The sequence below is a fragment of the Streptomyces sp. NPDC046831 genome (assembly GCF_040645305.1).
Taxonomy (GTDB): Bacteria; Actinomycetota; Actinomycetes; order Streptomycetales; family Streptomycetaceae; genus Streptomyces.
The window spans coordinates 42,762-66,568 of the sequence record NZ_JBEYXZ010000015.1 but is presented as its reverse complement, the minus strand read 5'-3'; the positions used below and the strand labels follow the sequence as shown (position 1 = coordinate 66,568).

The following is a 23,807-nucleotide window of genomic DNA, read 5'->3' as shown; positions in this document are numbered from 1 at the left end:
CGGGAGTTCCGCCGTACGCCCGGGGACCCCGTCCTACGCCCGGCGCGGCACCCCGGCTGTCGGCCCGACGTGCCGCCCGGACACCCTGCCGTGGGTCGGCGCGGGCCCCGGGAGCCCCGCCGTACGCCCGGGAGCCCCGCCCTGCGCTTGGCGCGGCACCCCAGCCGTGGGCCCGGCGCCGTCCCGGTCTCCTCGCCGGCCGGCTGCCAGGCGTGCCTGACCGGATGAGCCCCTCAAGAGATCACCCGGCCGGCACCTGAAGGCAGCCACCCCCGACCGCGGGCGCGGTCACCTGGGCTCCGGTGGCCGCTGCCGCGGCATGTTCGGCCGCGCACCCCCCGGCACGAAGGGCAGCCGTCCGTTCGCACCGCCGGTCTCCGGGCCGGGCCGGACCCCGCCCCCCACCGACGACTGCAGTCCCATCGGCGCCGCACCGATCCGGAACTGCACCATCCAGTCCGCCGTCTCCGCCCGCACCAGCTCCGTCACGTCCTCCGAGAACCGCCGCAGCACCCCGAGACACCGCTCCGCCGCCTCGCTCGCCGTCCCCTCCGCCGGCCCCAGCACTTCCCGCACGCTCTCGGACGCCCATTCGAACTGCAGCGCCTGCAGCCGCCGCTGCACGGCCTGCGCGGCCGCCACGTCCCTTATCCACCCCGAGGTCACCCCGAAGAACCGGTCGACCCCCACGCACGCCACGGACAGCAGCAGCGCCAGATACCCCCAGGGCGCCACCCCGCCGACCGCCCCGGTGAGGTCGAGCAACGGCAGCGCCGCACCGGCGACCGCCCCCACCGCGGCTCCGCCCCGCAGCACGCGGGCGCCCCGCCGCTTCCACGTCCGGTCCGCCAGGTACCAGGCCACCGTGTCCAGGGCACCGCGCTCCACCCACCGGTACAGCTCGTCCAGCCGTTCCGCCGGCTCCCCCCAGTCGCCGTGGGGGAAGGGCCGTCCGGCCAGGTCGCCCGACCGCGGCCCGGCCGCCTCCCCGCCGCGCCCGTCCCGTCGCCGACCCTCGGGCTCACTCTCCGGCTGACCCACCCGGCACCCCCTCATGATCGCGGCACGTGACGCTGGTACGGCTGCGCGGCTGTACGGCGGCCGCGCTGCCCCGTGGCCGCACGGCCCGCTGCTGCACGCCGCCGCCGGGCGACCGCCCCCGCCGCCGTACGGCACCCGGCGTGGCACCCGGCGCTGCCGCGCCGGACCCTTCCTACCGCCCAATGGGTGGCAGAGGGACGGACTTCGGCGCTCATCCGCCCGGACGGGCGCCGTGATCAGGTATAGGGCCCACCCGGGACTCACCCGAAAGAGTGGCGGGGCGCTGCCCGCGCGGACCACGTAGGCTCGTGGCAGCGGGGAGTTCCGACACGCCCCGCCCCGGACAGCCGTACGAAAGCAGGAGCCGATCGTGATTCCCGGTGGTGGCCAGCCCAACATGCAGCAGCTGCTCCAGCAGGCCCAGAAGATGCAGCAGGACCTGCAGCGGGCACAGGAGGAACTGGCGCGGACCGAGGTCGACGGACAGGCGGGCGGCGGTCTGGTGAAGGCCACCGTCACCGGCGCCGGTGAGCTGCGGGCGCTGAAGATCGACCCCAAGGCGGTGGACCCGGAGGACACCGAGACCCTCGCCGACCTGATCGTCGCGGCCGTCCAGGCGGCCAACGAGAACGCGCAGGCACTCCAGTCGCAGAAGCTGGGCCCGCTGGCCCAGGGCCTGGGCGGGGGCGGCATCCCCGGCCTGCCGTTCTGAGTCCGCTTCCGCGCGCCCCGGCCGCCGCCTTCCTCGGACAGGCGGCGGCCGACTACCGTACGTACTACGAGCGGTGTGTGCGGGCCCCATCCGCACCCACCCGAACCAGGAAGGCAGTCCGTTGTACGAAGGCGTGGTCCAGGACCTGATCGACGAGCTGGGGCGGCTGCCCGGTGTCGGTCCCAAGAGCGCCCAGCGGATCGCCTTCCACATCCTCCAGGCGGAGCCGACGGACGTGCGGCGGCTCGCCCACGCCCTGCTCGAGGTCAAGGCGAAGGTCCGCTTCTGCGCGACCTGCGGCAACGTGGCGCAGGAGGAGCTGTGCGCGATCTGCCGCGACAGCCGCCGGGACGTCTCGGTCATCTGCGTGGTGGAGGAGCCCAAGGACGTCGTCGCGATCGAGCGCACGCGCGAGTTCCGGGGGCGCTACCACGTCCTCGGCGGCGCGATCAGCCCGATCGAGGGCGTCGGCCCGGACGACCTGCGCATCAGGGAGCTCCTGGCCCGCCTCGCGGACGGCACGGTCACCGAGCTGATCCTGGCCACGGACCCGAACCTCGAGGGCGAAGCGACGGCCACGTACCTCGCCCGCATGATCAAGCCCATGGGCCTGAAGGTCACCCGCCTGGCCAGCGGCCTCCCGGTGGGTGGCGACCTGGAGTACGCGGACGAGGTCACCCTCGGCCGCGCCTTCGAGGGGAGACGACTCCTAGATGTCTGACGCCACGCTGCACGCCGCCAACCACAATCCGGACGACTTCGCGGTCCAGATCGCCGACCAGGTCGAGAGCTTCCTGGTCGCGGTCACGGAGGTCGCCAAGGGGGACGAACCCGACTCGGCGGTGCCCTTCCTGCTGCTGGAGGTGTCCCAGCTGCTCCTGGCCGGCGGGCGTCTCGGCGCGCACGAGGACATCCTCCCCGACGAGCGCTACGAGCCCGACTCCGGCCCCGAGCAGGACGTCGACCAGCTCCGCGAGAACCTCGCCCGCCTGCTGGAGCCGATCGACGTCTACTCCGAGGTCTTCGACCCCTACGAGCCCCGCCGGGCTCCCGTCCCCGCCCGGATCTCGGACGACCTGGCGGACGTCGTCACCGACCTGCGCCACGGCATGTCCCACTACCGCGCGGGCCGCGTCACCGAGGCCCTGTGGTGGTGGCAGTTCTCCTACTTCTCGAACTGGGGCTCCACGGCCTCCGCGACCCTGCGCGCCCTGCAGTCCCTGGTCGCCCATGTCCGCCTGAACCAGCCCCTGGAGGAACTGGACGGCCTGGACACCGACCAGGGCCCGGGCGACGAGACGCTGGAGTTCGAGGCGGGCCGGGTCATGGCCCGCGAGATCGGCACCCTGGGACTGCGCACATAGCGCCGCGCCGTCCGCGGCTGTCCCCGGAAGCCCGGTGTGACCCCCGGCACTTTCCGCGTGGCCGTTCCGCGTGACGGGCATGAGCCGTCCTGGACCGCGGGCGCCGGGCATCTCACCATGCGACATCGCCGAGGTGGACATCGGACGCTCGATAGACTGAGCCGACCGCACTGCATTCGCGTATGTGCGACCGAGACGGACTGAGCGAGGAGCGCACGTGGGCCTTGTCGTGCAGAAGTACGGAGGCTCCTCCGTAGCCGATGCCGAGGGCATCAAGCGCGTCGCCAAGCGGATCGTGGAAGCGAAGAAGAACGGCAACCAGGTGGTTGTCGTCGTTTCCGCGATGGGCGACACGACGGACGAGCTGATCGATCTCGCCGAGCAGGTATCCCCGATCCCTGCCGGCCGCGAGCTCGACATGCTGCTGACCGCCGGAGAGCGGATCTCCATGGCCCTGCTGGCCATGGCGATCAAGAACCTGGGTCACAAGGCCCAGTCGTTCACCGGCAGCCAGGCAGGTGTCATCACCGACTCGGTCCACAACAAAGCCCGGATCATCGACGTCACCCCGGGCCGTATCCGGACCGCGCTGGACGAGGGCAACATCGCCATCGTCGCCGGTTTCCAGGGCGTCAGCCAGGACAAGAAGGACATCACGACCCTCGGCCGCGGTGGCTCCGACACCACCGCCGTGGCCCTCGCGGCCGCCCTCGACGCGGAGGTCTGCGAGATCTACACCGACGTGGACGGCGTGTTCACCGCCGACCCGCGCGTGGTGAAGAAGGCCCGGAAGATCGACTGGATCTCCTTCGAGGACATGCTGGAGCTGGCCGCGTCCGGCTCCAAGGTGCTGCTCCACCGCTGCGTGGAGTACGCCCGCCGGTACAACATCCCGATCCACGTCCGCTCCTCCTTCAGCGGGCTGCAGGGCACGTGGGTCAGCAGCGAGCCGATCGAGCAAGGGGACAAGCAGGTGGAGCAGGCCATCATCTCCGGTGTCGCGCACGACACCTCCGAGGCCAAGATCACGGTCGTCGGCGTGCCGGACAAGCCGGGTGAGGCGGCCTCGATCTTCCGCACGATCGCCGACGCCGAGATCAACATCGACATGGTCGTGCAGAACGTGTCCGCCGCCTCGACGGGCCTGACGGACATCTCCTTCACCCTGCCGAAGGCCGAGGGCCGCAAGGCCATCGACGCCCTGGAGAAGAACCGCTCCGGCATCGGGTTCGACTCCCTGCGCTACGACGACCAGATCGGCAAGATCTCCCTGGTCGGCGCCGGGATGAAGACCAACCCGGGAGTCACGGCGGACTTCTTCACCGCACTGTCCGACGCGGGCGTGAACATCGAGCTCATCTCGACCTCCGAGATCCGCATCTCGGTCGTCACGCGCAAGGACGACGTGCCCGAGGCCGTCCGGGCCGTGCACACCGCCTTCGGGCTCGACTCCGACAGCGACGAGGCCGTCGTCTACGGGGGCACCGGACGATGACGTCCCCCCTGCAGCGGGCGCTGAGCGCCCTCTCGGGCGGAGGCATGCGGCGATGACCGCCCGACCGGCGCTCGCGGTCGTGGGAGCGACCGGGGCCGTCGGCACGGTCCTGCTCCAGATCCTGTCCCAGCACGCGGACATCTGGGGCGAGATCCGCCTGATCGCCTCGCCGCGCTCGGCCGGCCGCAAGCTGGCCGTGCGCGGCGAGGAGGTCGAGGTCGTCCCCCTCACCGAGGCGGCCCTCGACGGCATCGACGTCGCCCTGTTCGGCGTGCCCGACGAGGTGGCCGCGCAGTGGGCGCCGGTCGCCGCCGCCCGGGGCGCGGTGGTGGTCGACACCTCCGCGGCGTTCCGGATGGACCCGGACGTGCCGCTCGTCGTGCCCGAGGTGAACCCGCACGCCGTCCGCCGGCGCCCGCGCGGGATCGTCGCCGGCCCGGGCTGCACGACCCTGTCCATGATCGTGACGCTCGGCGCCCTGCACGCCGAGTTCGGGCTGCGCGGCCTGGTCGTCTCCGCCTACCAGGCCGCGAGCGGGGCCGGGCGCGCGGGCGTGGAGACCCTGCGCCGGCAGCTGTCCCTGGTCGCGGGGACGGAGCTCGGCACCAGCCCCGGTGACGTGCGGCGGGCCGTCGGGGACGACACCGGGCCGTTCCCGGAGCCGGTCGCGCTGAACGTCGTGCCGTGGGCCGGCTCGCTGTGCGCGGACGGCTGGTCGTCGGAGGAGATGAGGGTGCGGGACGAGTCCCGCAAGGTGCTCGGGCTGCCCCGGCTGCCGGTCGCCGTGACGTGCGTGCGCGTCCCGGTGGTCACCGCCCACTCGCTCACCCTGCACGCCCGCTTCGAGGGCGAGGTCACCGTCGACCGGGCCCGCGAGATCCTCGCCACGGCGCCCGGCGTCGTCCTGTACGACGACCCGGCGGCCGGGGAGTTCCCCACGCCCGCCGACGTGGTCGGCACGGATCCGACGTGGGTCGGGCGGGTGCGGCGGGCGCTGGACGACCCGACGGCGCTCGAACTCTTCGTTTGCGGTGACAACCTGCGCAAGGGCTCGGCGCTGAACGCGGCCCAGATCGCGGAGCTGGTGGCGGCCGAGCCGGCGTGATCAGCCGGGGCCGCGGGGCGGGGCCACGACCGCCCCGCACCGCGGGCGGCGCCGTCGCCGAGGGTGAGGATCGGGCAAGAGCGCTGGTGACGGCGCGATACGTTTGTAGGATCTCCGTCAAGGAATGTGAAGCGGCCGGTGGCCCGGACCACTTGATCCACGTCCCTCGGCGTCCGAAGATTTCCCTCCCCGCCTTTCGCAACCGCGCGAAGGGCGGGGAGCGTCTTATGCGAACGCCCGTCGGGCGTGGGGGCGCTGCGGGACGTGGGGACGTCCCAGGCATTCAGGACACAGGGGAAGAGCGGGACGCATGAGTGCACTTGGGGCACCGTCCGTGGGGCCTGCGGGCACGCGCACGTGGCCGGCCGCGTCGATCGGCGTGAAAGTGATGCCCGGCACGTACAACCCCGGAGGGGGCAGACGTGTCCAACTGGCGTGGCAGAGGTACTCGACTTCTCCCCCGCCCTCGGCTCCGCCGGGGCGGGAGGACTCCCGTTGGCGGCCCGCGGCACGGCTCTCCGGCCGCCCCGCGCGGCGCTCCGTCCCCGCGTGCCCGGTGCGCCCGGCGGCATGCCGGTGATCGCCCCCATGCCCGCAGCGCGGCCCGCCCGCATACCGAACCAGCGTGACGGCGCCGAGGAGACCGTGGCGGCCGGCACCACCGTCGACCACCTCACCGAGACGTACCGGGCCCACTACCGCTCGCTGCTGGGTCTCGCGGCCCTGCTCCTGGACGACACCGCCTCCTGCGAGGACGTCGTGCAGGAGGCCTTCATCCGCGTGCACTCGGCGCGCAAGCGCGTCCGCGACCCCGAGAAGACGCTCGCCTACCTGCGGCAGACCGTCGTCAACCTCTCCCGCTCGGCCCTGCGCCGCCGCATCCTCGGCCTGAAGCTGCTCTCCAAGCCGATGCCGGACATGGCGAGCGCCGAGGAGGGCGCCTACGACCAGCTGGAGCGCGACTCCCTGATCAAGGCGATGAAGGGGCTGCAGCGCCGGCAGCGCGAGGTGCTGGTGCTGCGCTACTTCGCGGACCTGACCGAGGCCCAGGTCGCCGAGACCCTCGGCATCTCGCTGGGCTCGGTCAAGGCGTACGGCTCCCGCGGCATCGCCGCCCTGCGGATCGCCATGGAGGCGCGGGCATGAGCGTCAACGGCGAGGAAAGGCGGGAGCGGGAGCGGCAGGAACCCGCCGGCATCGCGCGGACGCCCGGGGACGGGACCGCCCCGGCGGACGGACCTGCCCGGGCCGGGGCCGCGAGGGCGGACGACGCACCGGGCGGGGACCGGGCCGAGCGACCGGACGGGGGACCCGGCGGCGTCGGGGCGGCGCGGGCGGACGAGGGACCGGACGGGGACGCGGGCGTGTCCGCGCCGCCGCACGATGCCGAGCCCGCGCCGGACGAACGCCGCCTCACGCCCGTGCGCGAGCCGGAGCCCGCGCCGGCGGAAGAAGTCGAGCCGGCCGCCGTGGACGAGCCCGAGGCATCCGGGGACAAGCCCGAGCCGGCCTCCGTGGACGGGCCCGGGCGCGCGGCTGCCGTCGAGCCCGAGTCGGCCTCCGTGGACGAGCCCGGGCGCGCGGCTGCCGTCGAGCGCGAGTCGGCCTCCGTGGACGAGCCCGGGCGCGCGGCTGCCGTCGAGCCCGGGCGCACCCTCGTGGACGGGTCCGCGGCCCCGCGGCCACCCGAGCAAGAGCACACGCAATCGCACGCTGGGAACGACACCGTGAACCACAGCCCCGACGAAAAGGACCTCGAGGGGTTCGACTCGGACGAGCTGGCCCTGCGCAGGCTGCTGCACCAGGCGGTCGAGGACATCGGCCCGCGCGACGGAACGCTGGACCACCTCCGGCGCGCGGTGCCCGCCCGGCGGGCCCGCAAGCGGCAGGCAGCCGTCGGCATGGCGGCCGCCGCGCTGTTCATCGGCACCGCCGTCCCGGCCCTCGTACACGTCTCGAACTCCACCGGCTCCGACGCCAACCCGGCCATCGCCGGCCAGGCCTCGCAGGCCCAGGGCGGCACGGGCGGCGGCAAGGGCCCGGACGGCGGATCACGCGCGACGGGCGGCCCCGACGGGAAGTCCACCGAGAAGGGCCGGGACGGCACCGCCGACGGCCGGAGGGGGGACAAGGGGGCCGGGACCGGCGGCGGGTCGGCCGGCGGCACGGAGGGCCCCTCGGCCTCGCAGGGCGACACCCCCGCGTGCACGTCCTCGCAGCTCGGTTCCGCCTCGGCGACGGTCGACCCGCCCGACTCGGCGGGCGCCGTGTACGGCACCTTCCGCATCGGCAACGTCTCCGGGCAGAGCTGCGCCGTCGGGGGTTCCGGCACCGTGAGCCCGCTCGCGCAGGGCGCGGCGGACCCCGCCGGCATCAGCGTCGTGACCCACAGCTCGGGGGACGCCGCGGCCGGGCTGCCCGACCCGTCCAACGAGGTCCCGGGGCTCGTCCTGAAGCCGGGCGCGTCCTACGTGGTGAAGTTCGCCTGGGTGCCCTCGCAGACCTGCCCGACCGCGGGCGGCGGCTCCACCGGCGGCCCCGCCACCGAGGACCCCTCGCCCGATCCGACGCCGAGCCAGCCCGTGAGCTCCACCGGCAGCACGACCTCGTCCGGCGAGACCGGCACCGCCACCCAGTTGGTCCGGGTGGACGGCCCGGCGGACGGCGGCGTCGTGGTGTCGTACACGGCGGACGGCGGCGGCCCGACGGTCTCGGCGACGGTGTCCAACGCGTGCGCCGGGACGGTCTACCGGACCGGAGTGCTCCCGGCGTCCTGACGGCGACGCGGAACGGACGGCCGCGCACGCCCGGACTCCCCACCGGGGCCCGGGCCGCGCGGCCCGCCGGCTCGGGCGCCGGGCGGATGGGCCGCGCGGGCCGTCTTCGGGTGCCGGGCGGATCGCTGGCTCGGGTGCCGGGCGGGCTGCGCCGAGCGGATCGCGGGCTCGGGCGCTGGTGGAGACTCCCGGGCGGATCGCCGGCTCGGATGCCGGACGGCGGATCGCCGCGCGGGCATCGGCTCGGGCGCAGGACGCCCCGCCGGCTCAGACGCCGGACGGGCTCTTCGGGGCGGGGCCGGTTCCGGCGGTCTCGTCCGGCACCAGGCCCAGTTCCGCGTCCCGCACGGCCTCCGCCTCCCGCCGCACCAGCCGGAACCACATGAAGACCACGAACCCGGCGAAGACGAACCACTCACCGGTGTAGCCGAGGTTCTGGAACGCCTTGAGGTCCAGCCCGGTGTTCTGCGGCGCGCTCGCCGGCACCGCCGTCATCCCGGAGTCGGCGTGGTTGAGGGTGACCCACGCGTCGTACACGTCGTACGGCACCAGGTTGACCAGTGACGCCGCGCTGATCGCCGCGGTCTGCCCGTCCGGCAGCCCGCCCCGGGCGCTCACGCCGTTCTCGCCCGGCGTCTCCGACGCCTGGAGCACACCGGTGACCGTGACCTCGCCGGCCGGCGGGGCCGGCGCCTTGGCCGCGTCGGCGGTCCCGGGCAGCCAGCCCCGTACGACCGGCAGGGCCTTGCCGGAGCCGTCGGTGCGCAGCAGCGTCAGCACGTAGTAGCCCCGCCTGCCGTCCAGCTCGCGGTCCGGGACCAGCAGCTGCGCGCCGTACCGGCCGGTGGCCGTGGCCTGCTTCCCGGAGGTCCGCTTGTCCACAGGCAGCAGCCGGTCCAGTGGACGCGCCGCCTCCGAGCGGTTCGAGGCGGCCTGCTCGTTCGTGGTCCGGTGCTCCTGCACCCGGTCCTCGAAGCGGCCGAGCTGCCAGGTGCCCATGAAGACGCAGAAGGGGATGGCGAGCAGCACGAAGACGTTGATGCCCCACCAGCGGGGCGTCAGCAGGAACCGGTACACGCCCTCAACGGTACGCACCGCGCGGTGCGCACCGGCCGCGGGGTCGGGGCCGGACACCATCGAGCACAGGTTCGAGAGGTGCGGTCCCGGCGTGCCGAGCGGCGTCCCGGCGGCGCCGGGCCCGTGGGGTGGGGCCGGGGTGGAGAAGGTGAGGAGTGGGGGAGAGTCGGGGCGACGTTGTCCACAGGCTGTGGCCGCCACCAGCATGTTGTCGGGTGGTGCAGGCACTATGGGGCCATGACTGAGAGCAACGGGTCCGACTCGCGGGACCAGCGTGAACAGCGGGGCCTGCGGGCACGGAGCGAGGAGATGCCGGACTGGGAGAAGCGCTTCCGGGCGCCCCGGGTGTCGCTGCCGGACTGGGCGGAGGACGCGCCGGACCGTTCCCTGTTCGTGTCGAACGCCACGGGGACGTACGAGCTGTACGCCTGGGACCGGGCGACGGGTGAGCAGCGCCAGGTGACCGACCGGCCGAACGGCACGACCGACGGCGTGCTCTCGCCGGACGGCGAGTGGGTCTGGTGGTTCGACGACAAGGACGGCGACGAGTTCGGCGTCTGGCGCCGCCAGCCCTTCACCGGCGGACCCGACGAGGCCGCCGTGCCCGGCCTGGGCGCCTCGTACCCGGCGGGCCTCGCACTCGGCCGGGACGGCCGTACGGCGGTGGTGGGCCGCTCCACGGACGAGGAGGGGACCACGATCCACCTGGCCCGGGCGGGCGAGGATCTGGTGCAGATCTACCGCCACCGCGAGTCGGCGCACGTCGGGGACCTGTCCCACGACGGTTCGCTGATCGCCGTCGAGCACACCGAGCACGGCGACGCGATGCACTCGGCGCTGCGGGTCGTGCGCCCGGACGGCACGGCGGTCGCCGAGCTGGACGACACCGAGGGCGGCACGCGGGAGCTGGGCCTCGAAGTGCTCGGCTTCGCGCCGGTCACCGGCGACACGCGGCTGCTCATCGGCCACCAGCGGCGCGGCCGCTGGGAGCCGCTCGTGTGGGACGTCGCGACGGGCGAGGCGACGGACCTGGCGCTGGAGCTGCCGGGCGACGTGAGCGCGGAGTGGTACCCGGACGGCAGCGCGCTGCTGGTCGCGCACGGCTTCGAGGCGCGCAGCGAGCTGTTCCGGTACGACCTCGTCACCCGTGAGCTGACCCGGATCCCCACGCCCCCCGGCACGGTCTCCGGGGCCACCCCCAGGCCCGACGGCAGCGTGGAGTACCTGTGGTCGTCGGCGGCCGAGCCGCCCGTCGTGCGCTCCACGGCCGGCGGGATCGTCCTGGACCCGCCCGGCATGAAGTCCCCGGGCTCGGTGCCGGTGGAGGACGTGTGGGTGCCGGGGCCCGGCGGCCGCATCCACGCCCTGGTCCAGAAACCCGCGGGCGCCACCGGGCCGTTCCCCACGGTGTTCGACATCCACGGCGGCCCCACCTGGCACGACAGCGACTCCTTCGCCGCGGCGCCGGCGGCCTGGGTGGACCACGGGTACGCGGTGATCAGGGTCAACTACCGCGGCTCCACCGGCTACGGGCGGGCCTGGACCGACGCGCTCAAGCACCGCGTGGGACTGATCGAGCTGGAGGACATCGCGGCGGTGCGGGAGTGGGCGATCGGCTCGGGCCTCGCCGACCCCGAGCGACTCGTCCTCACCGGCGGCTCCTGGGGCGGCTACCTCACGCTGCTCGGTCTCGGCACCCAGCCGGAGGCGTGGACGCTTGGCATCGCGGCCGTCCCGGTCGCCGACTACGTCACGGCGTACCACGACGAGATGGAGGCGCTGAAGGCCATGGACCGCACCCTCCTCGGCGGCACGCCGGAGGAGGTGCCCGAGCGGTTCGAGGCGTCCTCGCCGCTGACGTACGTCGACCAGGTCAAGGCGCCGGTCTACATCTCCGCCGGCGTCAACGACCCGCGCTGCCCCATCCGCCAGATCGAGAACTACGTCAAGCGCCTGGAGTCACGCGGCGCCGTCCACGAGGTCTACCGCTACGACGCCGGCCACGGCTCGCTGGTGGTGGACGAGCGGATCAAGCAGGTCCGCCTGGAGCTGGAGTTCGCCGAGCGCCACCTGCCGCAACACACCGACTGAGGACGGCCCCGGCGGGAAACGGGTCCGGCGAGGACAGGCCCGGCGGCAGCGGGCCCGGCGGGGGCGGCGCCGGGCCCCGGACAGGAGGCGGACCGGGCCCCGGCCGCCGGTGCGGGGCGTCGCCTGCTGCGGCGACAGCGACAGTCGCAGGGGGAGCGCGGCAGCCGGGCCGTGGCCGTCGGTCGGCGGGCGGCCAGTCGCCGCCACCGGGGTCGTTGCCGCAGGCCGGGGCGCCCGGTTCCTCCGGAGCAGTGTGCCGTCGTTCGGCCGGTCCGCGCGGAGCAGGTGGCCGGGGCCGCCGGACGGCCGGCGTCCCCGGGCCGGGCCGCCGGACGGTCGGCGTCGCCGGGCCGGGCCGCCGGACGGCCGGCGCCGCCGAGGCGGGCCGCCGGGGTGCCGGCCGACGTCGGGGCAGGTCGCCGGGGTGGCCGACGCCGGGGCAGGTCGCCGGGGTGGCCGACGCCGGGGCAGGTCGCCGGGGTGCCGGCCGAAGGGTCGTCACGCCCCGGCCCGTTCGCGGGAGCGGCGCCCGAGCAGTTCCGCCAGGCCCCTGCGGGTCACCGCCAGCACCACCCGGTCCTCGCCCCGCAGGACGTACGTACCCGGCAGGCTCCACACCAGCCGCGACCCGCGTCCGGCGTCCTCGGCCGCCGCCTGCGCGGCCGGCTCCCGCCGCGCCCCGCCCCTCACGCCCGTGTCCAGGGCCAGCACGCGCCAGTACCCGGCACGGAAGGCCTCCGCGACCGTCCGGCCCTCCAGCTGCGGATGCCCGGCGACATCCACGGCCGCGAACAGCAGCACCCGCCGCTCCACCGGGATCGCCCCGAGGATCTGCCGCCCGAGCATCGCCCCGGCGAACGCGGGCGCGGCCAGGTGGGTCACGCTGCGGCTGCGGGTCAGCGCGCGCGGGTGCGCGGCGCGCAGGGTGCGGTACACGGCGGTCGCGAAGTCGTCGTCGTAGAGGCGGAGGACGACCCGCAGGTCGGGGCGGACGGACCGCGCGTACAGCACGGCCTCCAGGTTCGTCGTGTCCGCGCTCGTCACCGCGAGCAGCGCGTGCGCGCGGTGGATCTTCGCGGCCTCCAGCACGCCCTCCTGCGTGACGTCCCCGAGCACGACCGGCACCCGCAGCCGCCGTGCCGTGGCCAGGCCGCGTGCCTCCGGGTCGGACTCCACGCACACCACCGGGATGTGCAGTTCCCGCAGCCGTGTCAGCACCCGGGTGCCGATCTTGCCCAGGCCCAGCAGCACCACGTGCCCGCCGAGCCCGCGCGGCGGCTTGCGCAGCGCGGACGCGGAGCGGAAGGTCCCCAGCGCCTCCAGCACCGCGGCCAGCAGCACCGGCAGCAGCAGCAACCCGACCAGCCCGGACAGCAGTTGCAGTACCTGACGGCCCGTCGACGCGCCGAGGGCCGGGTCGTCGATGGCGAACAGGTCGAGCAGCGTGAGGTAGAGCGCGCTCAGCGGGTGCACGCCGGTCACGAGCGACAGCGCCACCGCGAGCGCGAACACGCAGCCCACCAGGCCCGCCAGCGACCACCGCAACCGCCGGGAGAACAGCGAGGTGAGCGGCGGTACGACACCGGCGACCCCGCGGCCGGCCGCCAGCGGCGGACCGGAGTACGACACCTGCTCCAGCACGACGGTGCCGCGTCCGGTGGCCGCCCGTACCGCGGCCTCGTCGGGCAGCAGCCGCGGCCCCCGCTCCCCGCTGCCCTCGGAGCCGTCCGCACCGGCCGGGTCGCTGCTCGTCGCCGACAGCAGGGCGAGGGTGCACAGCCCCGGATCGGCGACCTGCCCCGGCGCGGGCGGCGGCCGCTCCACCGCGCGCAGGAGCAGCCCGTCGGTCTGCACGACCTTGCTGGTGCCCGCGACGGCGCTGGCGGCCAGCGCGGGCGCCGCCGTGTCGGCGTCGGACAGGACGGTGGTGGAGGCGTCGAACCCGGAGCCGGCCGCGGCACCCTCCCCGTCCCCGTCGCCGATCGCCAGCGCGGCGGCCTGGTCGAGGAGTTCCTCGATGTGCTGCCCCAGGCGCCGGTTGTACAGGCGCAGGACGAGCCGCAGCCGCGGGTTGAGCCGGCGGGCGGTGAGCGCCGCCCGGATGTTGGTCTCGTCGTCGTACACGAGCGCCAGCGCGGCGGCCTGCTCCACGCCCGCGTCGGCCAGCACCGCCTCGGTCAGCTCGGCGGCCTCCACGGTCCGGTCCCCGCCGGTGCCCTGGCCGGCCGGGCCGTTCGCGCCGTTGGTCCCGGCCCGGCTCACGGCCGCGTTGACCACCCGGTCCAGCAGCGTGGACGTCGCCCGGGTGCGGCCGACCACCGGCGGGCGCACCGTGCGCTCGCTGGGCGGCACGACCAGCGTGACCTGCTCCTCGTACACCCCGCGCAACTCGGCGGCCAGCCGGTGCGCGAGGCCGTCGTCCCCGCACACCACCATGTGCGCGCCGGAGCCTCCCGGCGCACCCCCCTGATACGGAACGCTCCCCACGAGGAGGAAGACTGCCCCACCGGGGCGGGTGGTTCCAGCTCAGCCGGCGGGGAGGCACGACCCGGGGCAGGGCAGGGGGCCTCGTCGTCTCTCAGGAACCGGGACGTCCGGGGAGCTCACCGACCCCGCCGGCCGTGTGCGTCAGCCCTCCCTCCCCGCCGTGGCGTCGATCTCGGCGACGAGGGCCTCGACTCGGGTCCTGATCTCGTCGCGGATCGGGCGGACGGCGTCCACTCCCTTGCCGGCCGGGTCCTCCAGCCGCCAGTCGAGGTACTTCCTGCCGGGGAAGACCGGGCAGGCGTCCCCGCAGCCCATCGTGATCACGTAGTCGGACGCCTGGACCGCCTCGGTGGTCAGCACGGTGGGCTCCTGGCCGGCGATGTCCACACCGGCCTCCCTCATGACCGCGACCGCCGCGGGGTTGACCTGGGCGGCGGGCAGGGACCCGGCGGAGCGGACCTCCACCCGGTCGCCCGCGAGGTGGCGCAGGAAGCCGGCCGCCATCTGCGACCGGCCGGCGTTGTGGACGCACACGAACAGCACGGAGGCGAGCGGGACGGCAGGCATGGGCGCTTCCTTCAGCGAACGGTTGAACAGGGGTCTCAGCCGATCCGGGGGCTGCGGCGTTCGACCAGGACGACGTCGCGCCAGCGGCCGTGGTGGCGGCCGATGCGCTCGCGGACGCCGATCACCCGGAAGCCGGCCCGCCGGTGCAGCGCGAGGCTGCCGGTGTTCTCCGGGAAGATGCCGGACTGGACGGTCCAGATGCCGGCCGCCTCGGTGGAGGCGATCAGCGCCCGCAGCAGCGCCGAGGCCACTGTGCGGCCGCGGGCGGCAGGGTGGACGTAGACGGAGTGCTCGACGACACCCGCGTACGCCGCCCGGGAGGAGACCCTGCTCGCGGCGATCCAGCCGAGCACCGTCCCGTCCGCGTCCAGAGCGGCGAAGCGGTGCTCGGGCAGCTTTCCGGCGTCGAACGCCTCCCACGACGGCGCGCTGGTCTCGAAGGTCGCGTCGCCCTCGTCGATACCGGCCTGGTAGATGGCCAGCACCTGCTCGGCGTGCTCCGCCCCCAGCGGCACGACCACCGTGCCCGGCCCGCCGCTCGGCACCGTCGCCCCCTCGCCCGCCACCGCTCACGCCCCCGTCGGCACGGCCAGCAGCTTGCCCATCGTGGCGAGCACGGACGGCTCGACCCGGTAGTAGACCCAGGTTCCGCGTCGCTCGGAGGTCAGCAATCCGGCTTCCTTGAGCTTCTTCAGGTGGTGGGAGACCGTCGGCTGGGACACCCCGACATCGGAGATGTCGCACACGCACGCCTCGCCGCCCTCGTGCGAGGCGACCGCGGAGAACAGCCGCAACCGCACCGGGTCGCCCAGCGCCTTGAACATCCGGGCGGCCGTCGCGGCCTCGTCGGCCGTCATCGGCCGCTCGCTCAGCGGAGGGCAGCAGGGCACCACGTCCCGGCCGCCGGACTCCGGCACGGGCAGCACCTCGGCATTCGACATACGTCTATGTTGACATGCATCGAACCAGCGGGGGAGCCCTGCCCGCGGTTCGGCCTCCGCCACTCACGCCGCTCCATGCTCCCGTGACCCCGTGTCGGCTTCGACGTGTGTCTATGTTGACGTTCATCGAATCACCGGCCATGCTGAAGCCGCGAGTCATTGACGAACGTCGAAACAAGCGAGGAGTCGCCGTGAGCGCGCCCATCACCGAGCTGCCCGTGGTCGTGATCGGGGCCGGCCCGGTCGGACTGGCCGCCGCCGCGCACCTGGTCGGCAGGGGCATCCGGCCCCTCGTCCTGGAGGCGGGACCGGCCGCCGGAGCCGCGGTGCGCGAGTGGTCGCACGTCCGGCTGTTCTCCACCTGGGGCGAGGTCACCGACCCGGCCGCCGAGAAGCTGCTCGCCCCGACCGGCTGGGCCAGGCCCGATCCGGCGACGTACCCCTCCGGCGGCGACTGGGCCGACCTCTACCTCCAGCCCCTCGCCGACGTCCTCGGCGACCGGGTGCGTACCGGTGCGCGGGTGACCGGCGTCTCGCGCGCCGGCCGCGACCGCGTCGTCGACGCCGGCCGGGAGAGCCGGCCCTTCGTGGTCCACGTCGAGTACACGGACGGCCGCCGGGAGCGGCTGTTCGCCCGCGGGGTGATCGACGCCTCCGGCACCTGGAGCACGCCCGGCCCGGCCGGCGGCAACGGTCTGCCCGCCCTCGGCGAGAGCGCCGCGGCCGACCGCATCGGCTACCGCGTCCCGGACCTGAGGGACCCGGCCGTCCGCGCCCGGTACGCGGGCCGGCGCACGGCCGTCATCGGCTCCGGCGCCTCCGCCTTCACCGCCCTGGCCGCCCTGGCGGACCTGGCCAGGTCCGAGGACGGCACCGGCACGAAGGCGGTGTGGATCCTGCGCCGGGGCCTGTCCGGCGCGACCTTCGGCGGCGGCGCCGCGGACCGGCTCCCCGCCCGCGGCGCGCTGGGGCTCGCGGCGAAGGCCGCCGTCGACGAGGGTCACGCGGACGCCGTCACGGGCTTCAGCACCGAGGCCGTCGAGCGTGACGCCGACGGCCGCCCGGTCCTGGTCGCCGACGACGGCCGCCGCCTGGACCCGGTCGACGAAGTGATCGTCCTGACCGGCTTCCGGCCGGACCTGTCGTTCCTGTCGGAGATCCGCCTGGGTCTGGACGAACGCCTCCAGGCCCCCCTCGCCCTGGCCCCGCTGATCGACCCCAACCAGCACTCGTGCGGAACCGTCCCCCCGCACGGCCACCGCGAACTGGCCCACCCCGAGCAGGGCGTCCATCTGGTCGGCATGAAGTCCTACGGCCGCGCCCCGACGTTCCTCGCGATGACCGGCTACGAGCAGGTCCGCTCCGTCGTCGCGGCCCTGGCCGGCGACATCGAGTCCGCCGACCGCGTCGACCTCACCCTCCCCGCGACCGGGGTCTGCGGTGGCGCCGGGCTCTTCGACGCGCCCGACGCGGACCCGGCTGAAGGCGGCTGCTGCGCCCCGGCACCCCAGTTGATCCCGTTCGGCGCGCCGACGCGCGCCGAGGAGGCTCCCGCGGGCGGCTGCTGCGGCGCGTGACCGGCGATCCGGCGGGAGGGCGGCGCCCGCCGGACGTCTGCGGACGAAGACGCATCCGGGGAAACGGGCCGGCGTCCCGGGGCGCTTCCCAGGACGCCGGCCTCGCAGGTGTCCCCGGCCGGGTGCCGGTGCCCCCGGTCGGGTGCCGGCCGGCCTCAGGCGGCGGCGACCGCGCACTGGCCGCGGTCCGCGGACTTCGGTCCGTCCGCGGTGGGGCGGACGTCGAAGTCGAAGATCCCGGTCGGGAGGTAGAGGGAGCAGCAGGCGTTCGGGATGTCGACGATCCCGCTGATGCGTCCCTCGATGGGGGCCGAGCCGAGGAGCAGGTAGGCCTGCTCGCCGGTGTAGCCGAACCTCTTCAGGTACTCGACGGCGTTGAGGCACGCGCGGCGGTAGGCGACCGTCGCGTCCAGGTAGTAGTTGGTGTCGGTGTCGTGGTCCACGGAGATCCCGATGAAGGAGAGGAACTCCGAGTAGCGCGGCTCGACGTTGCCCGGCATGAAGACCGGGTTGGTGCTGATGCCGTACTTCTCCATGCCGCCCTTGATCAGGTCGACGTGGAAGTCGATGAAGCCGCCCATCTCGATGGCGCCGCAGAAGGTGATCTCCCCGTCTCCCTGGCTGAAGTGCAGGTCACCGCCCGACAGCTTGGCGTCCTTGACGTGGACGGGATAGAAGACACGCGAGCCGCGAGTGAAGTTCTTGATGTCGTGGTTGCCGCCGTTCTCCCGCGCGGGAACGGTGCGCGCTCCGTGCCGGCAGACGCTCTCGGCCTCCGAGCCGGTCGCCTTGCCGGCGAGGGCCTGGTCGGGGTCGGGTGTGAGTCCGAGCGGCGGAATGCGGTCCGGGTCGGTGTCGACCAGGGCCTGCTCGCGCCTGTTCCACTTCTCCAGCAGTTCCGCGGACGGCGCGGTGCCGAAGAGACCCGGGTGGGTGATACCGGTGAAGCGGACACCGGGGAGGTGCCGGGAGGTCGCCACCTGCCCGTGGAAGTCCCAGATCGCCTTGTAGGCGTCCGGGAAGTAGTCCGTCAGGAAGCCACCGCCGTTGGCCTTGGCGAAGACGCCCGTGTATCCCCAGCCCTGGCCCGGCGCGTCCCCGACCTGCTGCGGTACCGGCCCCAGGTCGAGGACGTCCACGACGAGCAGGTCGCCGGGCTCCGCGCCTTCGACGCCTATCGGTCCGCTGAGCATGTGCGCCCGCTTGAGGTCGACGTCGCGCACGTCGTTGGCGGAGTCGTTGTTGCCGATCTGCGCGTCGGTCCATTCGCGGCATTCGACGCGGAACTCGTCGCCCGGGCGGACCATGACGACGGTCGGTACGTCCGGATGCCACCTGTTGTGTCCAGGAACATCCTGGTCGCGCATCGACCGGGACTGGTCGACGCTGAAGACGACTTCTGGCATGTCAGTGCTCCTCGAGAATTCTGGTACCGGCGATCCGGTCGCGGCACGGCACCCCGGGACCGCCCGGCGCCCGTCGTGCCGCTTCGCACGTCCCGTCAACCACCTCCCGTGTTCGGACAGACCGGCGAGTCGGGTCGCCCCGGGCCTGTCAGCCGGTGCTGCCGGCCGGTGAGCCCGCGGCGCCGTACTGCTCCACGGGCCTGCCGGGCGGGCGCCGGTGCCGGAGTACGAACCACAGCGCGCCGAACGTCAGCACGCCGAACGCGCCCAGCGCGATGGCGATCTCGCTGTAGTTCTGCTGCACCCAGTAACCGGACAGGAGCAGGAATGCCGGTATCACGCCGGTCACCCAGCCCTCGATCGCCGTCACCCAGCCGACGTACGGGGTGAGCACCTCCAGTTTCAGTCCCAGCAAAAGGAAGAAGAAGAACCAGAGGAAGGACCAGTAAAGCCAGATCACTCCGAATGGCTGGTCATTGAACTGCCGGAAACTGACGAAGGAGTAACCCAGCGCCACGATCGACACGAACAGCGAGTAGTAACCGACCCCTGTCGTGTCGAGCCCCATCAGCAGTCCGATACCTACATACAGGTAGGTGAAACCGAAGAGGAAGATACCCGATGCCAGCAGAATTCGGCTGGCATCCTGACCGGCGGCGATGATGAGATATGTGGGTGTCAGTACCTGGAGACCGCCCACGAACAGGTTGAATATGGCCGCTGCCCGGCTGTCCACCTTGCCCAGCAGCATCAACCCGTTCAGAAACAGCACCGCGCCGACGAAGAGAAGCCCGACGTTGGCCAAGAGGACACACCTCCCGATGTTCCGCTCTCTCCAAGCGATGGGCCGCCGGGGCGGTCACGAGACGAAAAGCGGTTCCACGCAGTTCGGCGTCCTGATCTCCGAGGCGGTGCGGCCGGCAGGCGCCTGCCTGGCCCGGCGCTCCGAGAACGTCGACGTCAGGGACGGGGGAGCCGGGCGACCGCCGGATGGACCGGCTTCGGGGCAGCCGCCCTCGGAGGCACCCGCGTGACGACCGACGGGTTCTCGCGCGACTTCTCCTCCTGCTCCCGCAGGCCCGTCACAGCGCTCGGCGCGGGCGTGAGCCCACGCGAGGAGTACACCCGCCGGGCCGCACCCGAGCACCGCGGGCAGCCGTGCCGCGCAGGCGCCTCGCCCATGGGCAGTCTCACGTCGAAAGGTCCGCAGCAACTGCAGGAATACTCGTACGTCGCCATTACCGCGCCTCCGCCCCGCCGCACGTCCGGCCTAGGCTCGACCGCGGATCCAGTCGCCCGGGTGAACGCCGCCGAATTGGATCCCTGTTCAAGGCAACGCCCGGAACGACAGCCTGTCAAGCGATGTCGCACCGCCCCGCCGTCTGCTTGCGGCACCCATGGGCAGAGCGCCTCGAGCGGTGACGAATGGGGCGGCAATTCGCAGGGGCGTCGTGGGGCGCGGGCAGCCGTGCACCAAGCGTGGCCGTTCCATACCGGGCGCGATCGGCGGAAGCGCAGGCGCCCGAATCAAGCGGCCGGAAAGCCTCCCGAGCCGCGCCGCCCCTATCCGGTCGCGGGAATAGGCAGGGGCCTGGGCGCCCAATGCAATCCCCTACCCGAATGCCGCCGACGCCGCCCGGCCCGTCAGGCCGGCCGCACCCGGCCGGTACCTGCAGGTGACCGGCGGCCCGCGGCCACACCGGACGGCACCGCCGCACGGGCTGCCGCCTCACACGGTCGCCGGCCGTGCCGGAGCCGTGCGGCGACGGTCGGCGGTCGCCTCCGGCCGGCAGGGCGGACAGCGCACACAGCGACGGCCCCCGGCCGGATGGCCGGGGGCCGACATGATCGGGTGCCGCGCCGCCTCGTCGACGGGACACGGTCCCGGGCGGCATGGGGCGGGGGGTGCTTCTCAGGGGGTGCCGGCGATCGCGCAGGCGCGGCACGGGGGACGGCCGCAGGTGCACTGCAGGATTCCGTCCAGTACCTGGTGGTCGTGGTAGAGGCACGTGTCGCGGCAGGTGTGACGGGGCACGAAGCCCGCCTGGAGCTCGTCCGGCCAGGGCTCCTCACCCTCCCGGCAGCGCACGAAACGCTCGGGGTCCGTGGCGTGCAGCTGCTGCATGCGTGCCCGGGCCTCGCCCTCCAGGACGCCCGCCTGGGCGAGCATGCCCTTGAGCTGCTCGGCGAAGCCGGAGAACCTGGCGTCGCCGGTTCTCACGTGTGCCGCGCTCAGCGCCATGACGGCATTGCCCAGGAATCGCCGAGCATCTTGAAGATTGGTGACGTGGTGCAGCTGGATGCCCGTCACGCCCCTGACCCACACGGCCTCGTTGCTCACTTGTTTACCTTCCGGACTCGAGTCGTCCTCTGGTGATCCGGCTCGGATGTTCGCCGCATCGCCCATGCGCCTTGGATCGCCGGCCCGGCGGCTACCCGTCCGGGTACCGGCCGACCCGCTGATGGCCGGGACCATCCGCGACGCTGCGGAAATCACCTAAAAAGGCGCATGCTCACCAAAGACGCTAAAATCCGCAATGCGCGCAGGTCCAGTCATCTTCAGGTGAATCGGATCACAAGCGACCGCATATCCGTTGTGGGCCCGGGAGTTGCCCACCGAAATTCGGCAGCCCCACCGCGGCCGCGCGGGGCCGCCCTGCCGCCGGGAGAAGGCACCCCGCTGTCCGGCCGCCCGGGCACACCGCGGGCCCCCGCTGACGGCGGTCACCGCCCTCGGAACAGGCCGGGACGGCCACGTCGTCGGGGCGCATGAGACCAGTGGCCGTGGCGGGCCGGCCGGACTCGGGCAGGGCGGGGCGCCTCCGGTCATGCGGCGCAATCAGGAGCCGGTCGGCACCCACTCTCGCAGCCCCTGGCTGTTCGTGCCGTACCAGTAGTGGGGCAGGCCCTTGATGCTGCTGGTCCGGAACGGGCGGCCGTGGTCGTCGATGCGGACCGTGCCCGTGCGGCCCTGCGAGGACCAGTCGAGTTCCAGGTACCACTCGCAGTCGTACGCCTCGGTCGCCGCGGTGACCATCAGCACCTCCGGGTCTTCGGCGGAGACGCGGTAGGGGAACCGCGGGAGGGGCCTTCCGCCGTCGTTGCCGGGACGCGGACGGGCGATCGGACGGCTGACGTCGAGGTTCACGGAGAGCTCGCCGGACGTCAGGTCGCCGCCGCAGCCGTGGTCCATGGCGTACGTGGTGCCGGTGACCGGAGTGCCGCGGCTGACGACACGGACCCGGAGACCCTCCAGGACCACGGCCGTGGACGACTTCCCCTGCACGGAGATCTGCACCATCGTCTGCCGTCCGTGCACCGCCCCCTGCGTCGCCGCCCACACCCCCGCGTCCTGCGGCAGCGGCGGCGGGGGCACCTGGGCCGGCTCCTTGTCGATGACGTAGTCGTGCCCGCAGCCGCCCAGCCAGATGTGCGGGTCGGCGGTCCAGGCGAGCGGCACACCGGTCGGCACGGGGGCGTCGCTCCCCGGGGCCGCCGACGGTCCGCCCTTTGTCTCAGGGCTCTGCGACGCCCGTACGGCCGCGGAGGGCGAGGCCGACGAAAGGGTGGGGGAAGGGCTGATCGCAGAGGCCGGGGGGTGGTGTGCCGCAGCAGTCCCCGGCGTACGGGACCGGCCGGGGGCCCCGGCCGAGGTGCCGTGGGACCGGCCGGCCGACAGCGCCGACAGGCTGCCCAGCGTCACCAGCAGCACGGTCGCCGCGGCGGCGGCGACGAGGGTGCGGCGGCGGTGGTACCAGGGCCGTACGGTCGAGCGGTGCGCGTCCCGCTGCATCGCCGGCTCGGGGCTGCCCGGCCCGGGGGCGTCGGAAGCGGGGAGCCCGGCTGCGCCGGGTGCACCCGCGTCGAGCCGCGGCGGTTCCCCGCTCGTGCCGCCCCCGTCACCACCGATGCCGCTCCCGTCACCAGGGACGCCACTCGCGGCGCCACCGACCTCGTCGGCCCCTTTCGGCTCCGCCCTCCCCTCACCCGCCCTCGGCCGTTGCCGTGCCGCCACCGCGAGCAGCCACAGGCGGTGCAGTTCGAGGCGTTCCTCCGGCGTCGCCCCGCAGAAGGCGGCCAGGCGTTCCACGGGGGCGTAGTCCTGCGGGACCGCCTCGCCCGCGCAGTAGCGGTGCAGCGTGGAGGTGTTCATGTTGACGCGCCGGGCCAGTGAGCCGTAACTCCGGTCGGTGCGCTCCTTCAGCCGGCGCAGCAACGCCGCGAACTGCCCGGCATCGTCCCCGGTCGGCACAGTTCCCCCGCCCTTCTCCCCGTACGCCCGTGTCCCCGTATCCCAGGTGGCCCCTATCCCTGCACGTCAGCCGGACCGGGATGGTTCCACCGGCGCCGGAAGGGCGTCCGGCGCCGCAGCTCGGGGGTCCTTCGCGCAGCGCCCGTTCCGGCGCGGCGGGCGCTCCGGACGGCCGGCCGAGGCTGCGGTGATCGCCGCACTTCGCTTGGACGACACAACGCTGGAACCGTCCCAGCCGTACGGACGTGCAGGAGTGCAGGCAGGGAAGCGCCTGGGAGGCCGTCCCGGACCGGGACATGACGGCACAGGCCGACGGACGGATGCGGGTACGGACCACATGGATGCGATGCGCGACGACGTGTCGGAGTTCGCGTTACTGCTGACGCGCCTGAAGGAGCGCACGGACCGCAGCTACGCGGCGCTGGCCCGCCGTCTGGACATGAACGCCTCCACGCTGCACCGCTACTGCGTCGGAGAGGCGGTGCCCCTGGACTTCACCGGAATCGAGCGGTTCGCCGCACTCTGCGGAGCCTCCTCCGAGGAACGCGTGGAGGTGCACCGCCAGTGGATCCTGGCAGTCGCGGCACGGAAACGGTCACGCGCGTCCGATACCCGGCGCGCGCCGGCGGGCCACGACACCACGAGCACCGCGGCGCCGACCGCATCCGCGAGCCACGGCAGGCCGGCGGATGAGGCGGCCGAGTCGAATGCGCCGGCCGACCCGCGCCCGGGGTGGGATTCCTCGGCGGATCGGCGGCCGGGGTCGTTCTCGGCGGCTGACTCGTGCCGGGGGTCGGAATTCTCGGCGGATCGGCGGCCGGGGTCGTTCTCGGCGGCTGACTCGTGCCGGGGGTCGGATTTCTCGGCGGATCGGCGGCCGGGGTCGACTTCGTCAGCCGACCGGCGCTCGGAGTC

Annotated in this window: 20 protein-coding genes and 1 pseudogene; 10 read left to right on the top strand and 11 right to left on the bottom strand. The window is 73.9% G+C overall.

Annotated elements, in window-relative coordinates; all coding sequences use genetic code 11:
- Positions 1-288: 288 nt before the first annotated feature.
- Positions 289-1,041 carry an SLATT domain-containing protein gene (locus tag ABZ920_RS15620; RefSeq protein WP_361504048.1) on the bottom strand — a complete coding sequence of 251 codons (753 nt, stop codon included), beginning with the start codon at positions 1,039-1,041 and terminating at the stop codon, positions 289-291.
- 370 nt (positions 1,042-1,411) lie between these two features.
- Here ABZ920_RS15620 and ABZ920_RS15615 point away from each other — a divergent pair, with 370 nt between their 5' ends.
- The 7 genes from ABZ920_RS15615 to ABZ920_RS15585 all read left to right on the top strand — a co-directional run bounded on the left by ABZ920_RS15615 (position 1,412) and on the right by ABZ920_RS15585 (position 8,494).
- On the top strand, positions 1,412-1,753 hold the full coding sequence (locus ABZ920_RS15615; RefSeq protein ID WP_361504045.1) for a YbaB/EbfC family nucleoid-associated protein: 342 nt from the start codon (positions 1,412-1,414) through the stop codon (positions 1,751-1,753).
- A 121-nt stretch (positions 1,754-1,874) separates the two neighbouring features.
- Entirely contained in the window at positions 1,875-2,474 is a 600-nt protein-coding gene (recR, locus tag ABZ920_RS15610) for a recombination mediator RecR (protein WP_361504042.1), read from the top strand.
- Complete coding sequence (locus ABZ920_RS15605) at positions 2,467-3,117, top strand: DUF5063 domain-containing protein (RefSeq protein ID WP_361504039.1); 651 nt, start codon at positions 2,467-2,469, stop codon at positions 3,115-3,117. The genes recR and ABZ920_RS15605 overlap by 8 nt, the downstream gene beginning before the upstream one ends.
- Before the next feature lie 217 nt (positions 3,118-3,334).
- Entirely contained in the window at positions 3,335-4,612 is a 1,278-nt protein-coding gene (locus tag ABZ920_RS15600; protein ID WP_361504036.1) for an aspartate kinase, read from the top strand.
- A gap of 52 nt (positions 4,613-4,664) precedes the next feature.
- The gene (locus ABZ920_RS15595) at positions 4,665-5,717 is read left to right on the top strand and encodes an aspartate-semialdehyde dehydrogenase (protein WP_361504033.1); all 1,053 of its coding nucleotides are present in this window, start codon (positions 4,665-4,667) and stop codon (positions 5,715-5,717) included.
- A gap of 570 nt (positions 5,718-6,287) precedes the next feature.
- Positions 6,288-6,863 carry a SigE family RNA polymerase sigma factor gene (locus ABZ920_RS15590; protein ID WP_361504232.1) on the top strand — a complete coding sequence of 192 codons (576 nt, stop codon included), beginning with the start codon at positions 6,288-6,290 and terminating at the stop codon, positions 6,861-6,863.
- Positions 6,860-8,494, top strand: coding sequence for a hypothetical protein (locus ABZ920_RS15585; RefSeq protein WP_361504030.1), 1,635 nt, complete (start codon positions 6,860-6,862; stop codon positions 8,492-8,494). Before ABZ920_RS15590 ends, ABZ920_RS15585 begins: the two co-directional genes overlap by 4 nt.
- 267 nt (positions 8,495-8,761) lie before the next feature.
- Here the strand turns inward: ABZ920_RS15585 and ABZ920_RS15580 are convergent, their stop codons facing one another.
- Positions 8,762-9,571: an SURF1 family protein gene (locus ABZ920_RS15580; protein WP_361504027.1), complete on the bottom strand. Its 810-nt coding sequence runs from the start codon at positions 9,569-9,571 to the stop codon at positions 8,762-8,764.
- Between the two features lie 237 nt (positions 9,572-9,808).
- Between ABZ920_RS15580 and ABZ920_RS15575 the strand changes: the two genes are divergently transcribed.
- A complete protein-coding gene (locus ABZ920_RS15575) occupies positions 9,809-11,662 on the top strand; it encodes a prolyl oligopeptidase family serine peptidase (protein ID WP_361504024.1) in 1,854 nt (617 codons plus the stop codon).
- A 498-nt stretch (positions 11,663-12,160) separates the two neighbouring features.
- On the opposite strand, the gene ABZ920_RS15570 is transcribed toward ABZ920_RS15575, so the two are convergent.
- From ABZ920_RS15570 to ABZ920_RS15555, 4 genes are all read right to left on the bottom strand, one after another.
- A complete protein-coding gene (locus tag ABZ920_RS15570; RefSeq protein WP_361504021.1) occupies positions 12,161-14,098 on the bottom strand; it encodes an NAD-binding protein in 1,938 nt (645 codons plus the stop codon).
- 192 nt (positions 14,099-14,290) lie between these two features.
- Entirely contained in the window at positions 14,291-14,716 is a 426-nt protein-coding gene (locus tag ABZ920_RS15565) for an arsenate reductase ArsC (protein ID WP_361504019.1), read from the bottom strand.
- A 35-nt stretch (positions 14,717-14,751) separates the two neighbouring features.
- The gene (locus ABZ920_RS15560; RefSeq protein WP_361504016.1) at positions 14,752-15,261 is read right to left on the bottom strand and encodes an N-acetyltransferase family protein; all 510 of its coding nucleotides are present in this window, start codon (positions 15,259-15,261) and stop codon (positions 14,752-14,754) included.
- Between the two features lie 24 nt (positions 15,262-15,285).
- Complete coding sequence (locus tag ABZ920_RS15555) at positions 15,286-15,657, bottom strand: metalloregulator ArsR/SmtB family transcription factor (protein WP_361504013.1); 372 nt, start codon at positions 15,655-15,657, stop codon at positions 15,286-15,288.
- Positions 15,658-15,848: 191 nt separating this feature from the next.
- On the opposite strand from ABZ920_RS15555, the gene ABZ920_RS15550 reads away from it, so the two are divergent.
- Positions 15,849-17,234 (top strand): NAD(P)-binding protein, encoded by a 1,386-nt coding sequence (locus tag ABZ920_RS15550; protein WP_361504010.1) that lies wholly within the window; start codon positions 15,849-15,851, stop codon positions 17,232-17,234.
- Positions 17,235-17,389: 155 nt separating this feature from the next.
- Here ABZ920_RS15550 and fmdA read toward each other — a convergent pair whose 3' ends face one another.
- From fmdA to ABZ920_RS15525, 5 genes are all read right to left on the bottom strand, one after another.
- Complete coding sequence (fmdA, locus tag ABZ920_RS15545; RefSeq protein WP_361504007.1) at positions 17,390-18,640, bottom strand: formamidase; 1,251 nt, start codon at positions 18,638-18,640, stop codon at positions 17,390-17,392.
- 148 nt (positions 18,641-18,788) lie between these two features.
- Positions 18,789-19,445, bottom strand: coding sequence for an AmiS/UreI family transporter (locus tag ABZ920_RS15540; RefSeq protein ID WP_361504004.1), 657 nt, complete (start codon positions 19,443-19,445; stop codon positions 18,789-18,791).
- 155 nt (positions 19,446-19,600) lie between these two features.
- The gene (locus ABZ920_RS15535) at positions 19,601-19,879 is read right to left on the bottom strand and encodes an FmdB family zinc ribbon protein (RefSeq protein ID WP_361504001.1); all 279 of its coding nucleotides are present in this window, start codon (positions 19,877-19,879) and stop codon (positions 19,601-19,603) included.
- Positions 19,880-20,552: 673 nt separating this feature from the next.
- Positions 20,553-20,981, bottom strand: a complete 429-nt coding sequence (locus ABZ920_RS15530; protein ID WP_361503999.1) for a hypothetical protein — start codon at positions 20,979-20,981, stop codon at positions 20,553-20,555.
- Between the two features lie 498 nt (positions 20,982-21,479).
- Positions 21,480-22,892, bottom strand: coding sequence for a helix-turn-helix transcriptional regulator (locus tag ABZ920_RS15525; RefSeq protein ID WP_361503996.1), 1,413 nt, complete (start codon positions 22,890-22,892; stop codon positions 21,480-21,482).
- A 337-nt stretch (positions 22,893-23,229) separates the two neighbouring features.
- Between ABZ920_RS15525 and ABZ920_RS15520 the strand changes: the two are divergent.
- Positions 23,230-23,433 (top strand): annotated as a pseudogene (locus tag ABZ920_RS15520) (helix-turn-helix transcriptional regulator); the annotation flags it as partial.
- Positions 23,434-23,807: the final 374 nt, after the last annotated feature.

Excerpts from the sequence above, each read along its gene's own strand:
- ABZ920_RS15605 (WP_361504039.1), top strand. The coding sequence starts at position 2,467 with ATGTCTGACGCCACGCTGCACGCCGCCAACCACAATCCGGACGACTTC.
- ABZ920_RS15595 (WP_361504033.1), top strand. The coding sequence starts at position 4,665 with ATGACCGCCCGACCGGCGCTCGCGGTCGTGGGAGCGACCGGGGCCGTC.
- ABZ920_RS15590 (WP_361504232.1), top strand. The coding sequence starts at position 6,288 with ATGCCGGTGATCGCCCCCATGCCCGCAGCGCGGCCCGCCCGCATACCG.
- ABZ920_RS15585 (WP_361504030.1), top strand. The coding sequence starts at position 6,860 with ATGAGCGTCAACGGCGAGGAAAGGCGGGAGCGGGAGCGGCAGGAACCC.
- ABZ920_RS15575 (WP_361504024.1), top strand. The coding sequence starts at position 9,809 with ATGACTGAGAGCAACGGGTCCGACTCGCGGGACCAGCGTGAACAGCGG.
- ABZ920_RS15570 (WP_361504021.1), bottom strand. The coding sequence starts at position 14,098 with ATGGTGGTGTGCGGGGACGACGGCCTCGCGCACCGGCTGGCCGCCGAG.
- ABZ920_RS15565 (WP_361504019.1), bottom strand. The coding sequence starts at position 14,716 with ATGCCTGCCGTCCCGCTCGCCTCCGTGCTGTTCGTGTGCGTCCACAAC.
- ABZ920_RS15555 (WP_361504013.1), bottom strand. The coding sequence starts at position 15,657 with ATGTCGAATGCCGAGGTGCTGCCCGTGCCGGAGTCCGGCGGCCGGGAC.
- fmdA (WP_361504007.1), bottom strand. The coding sequence starts at position 18,640 with ATGCCAGAAGTCGTCTTCAGCGTCGACCAGTCCCGGTCGATGCGCGAC.
- ABZ920_RS15535 (WP_361504001.1), bottom strand. The coding sequence starts at position 19,879 with ATGGCGACGTACGAGTATTCCTGCAGTTGCTGCGGACCTTTCGACGTG.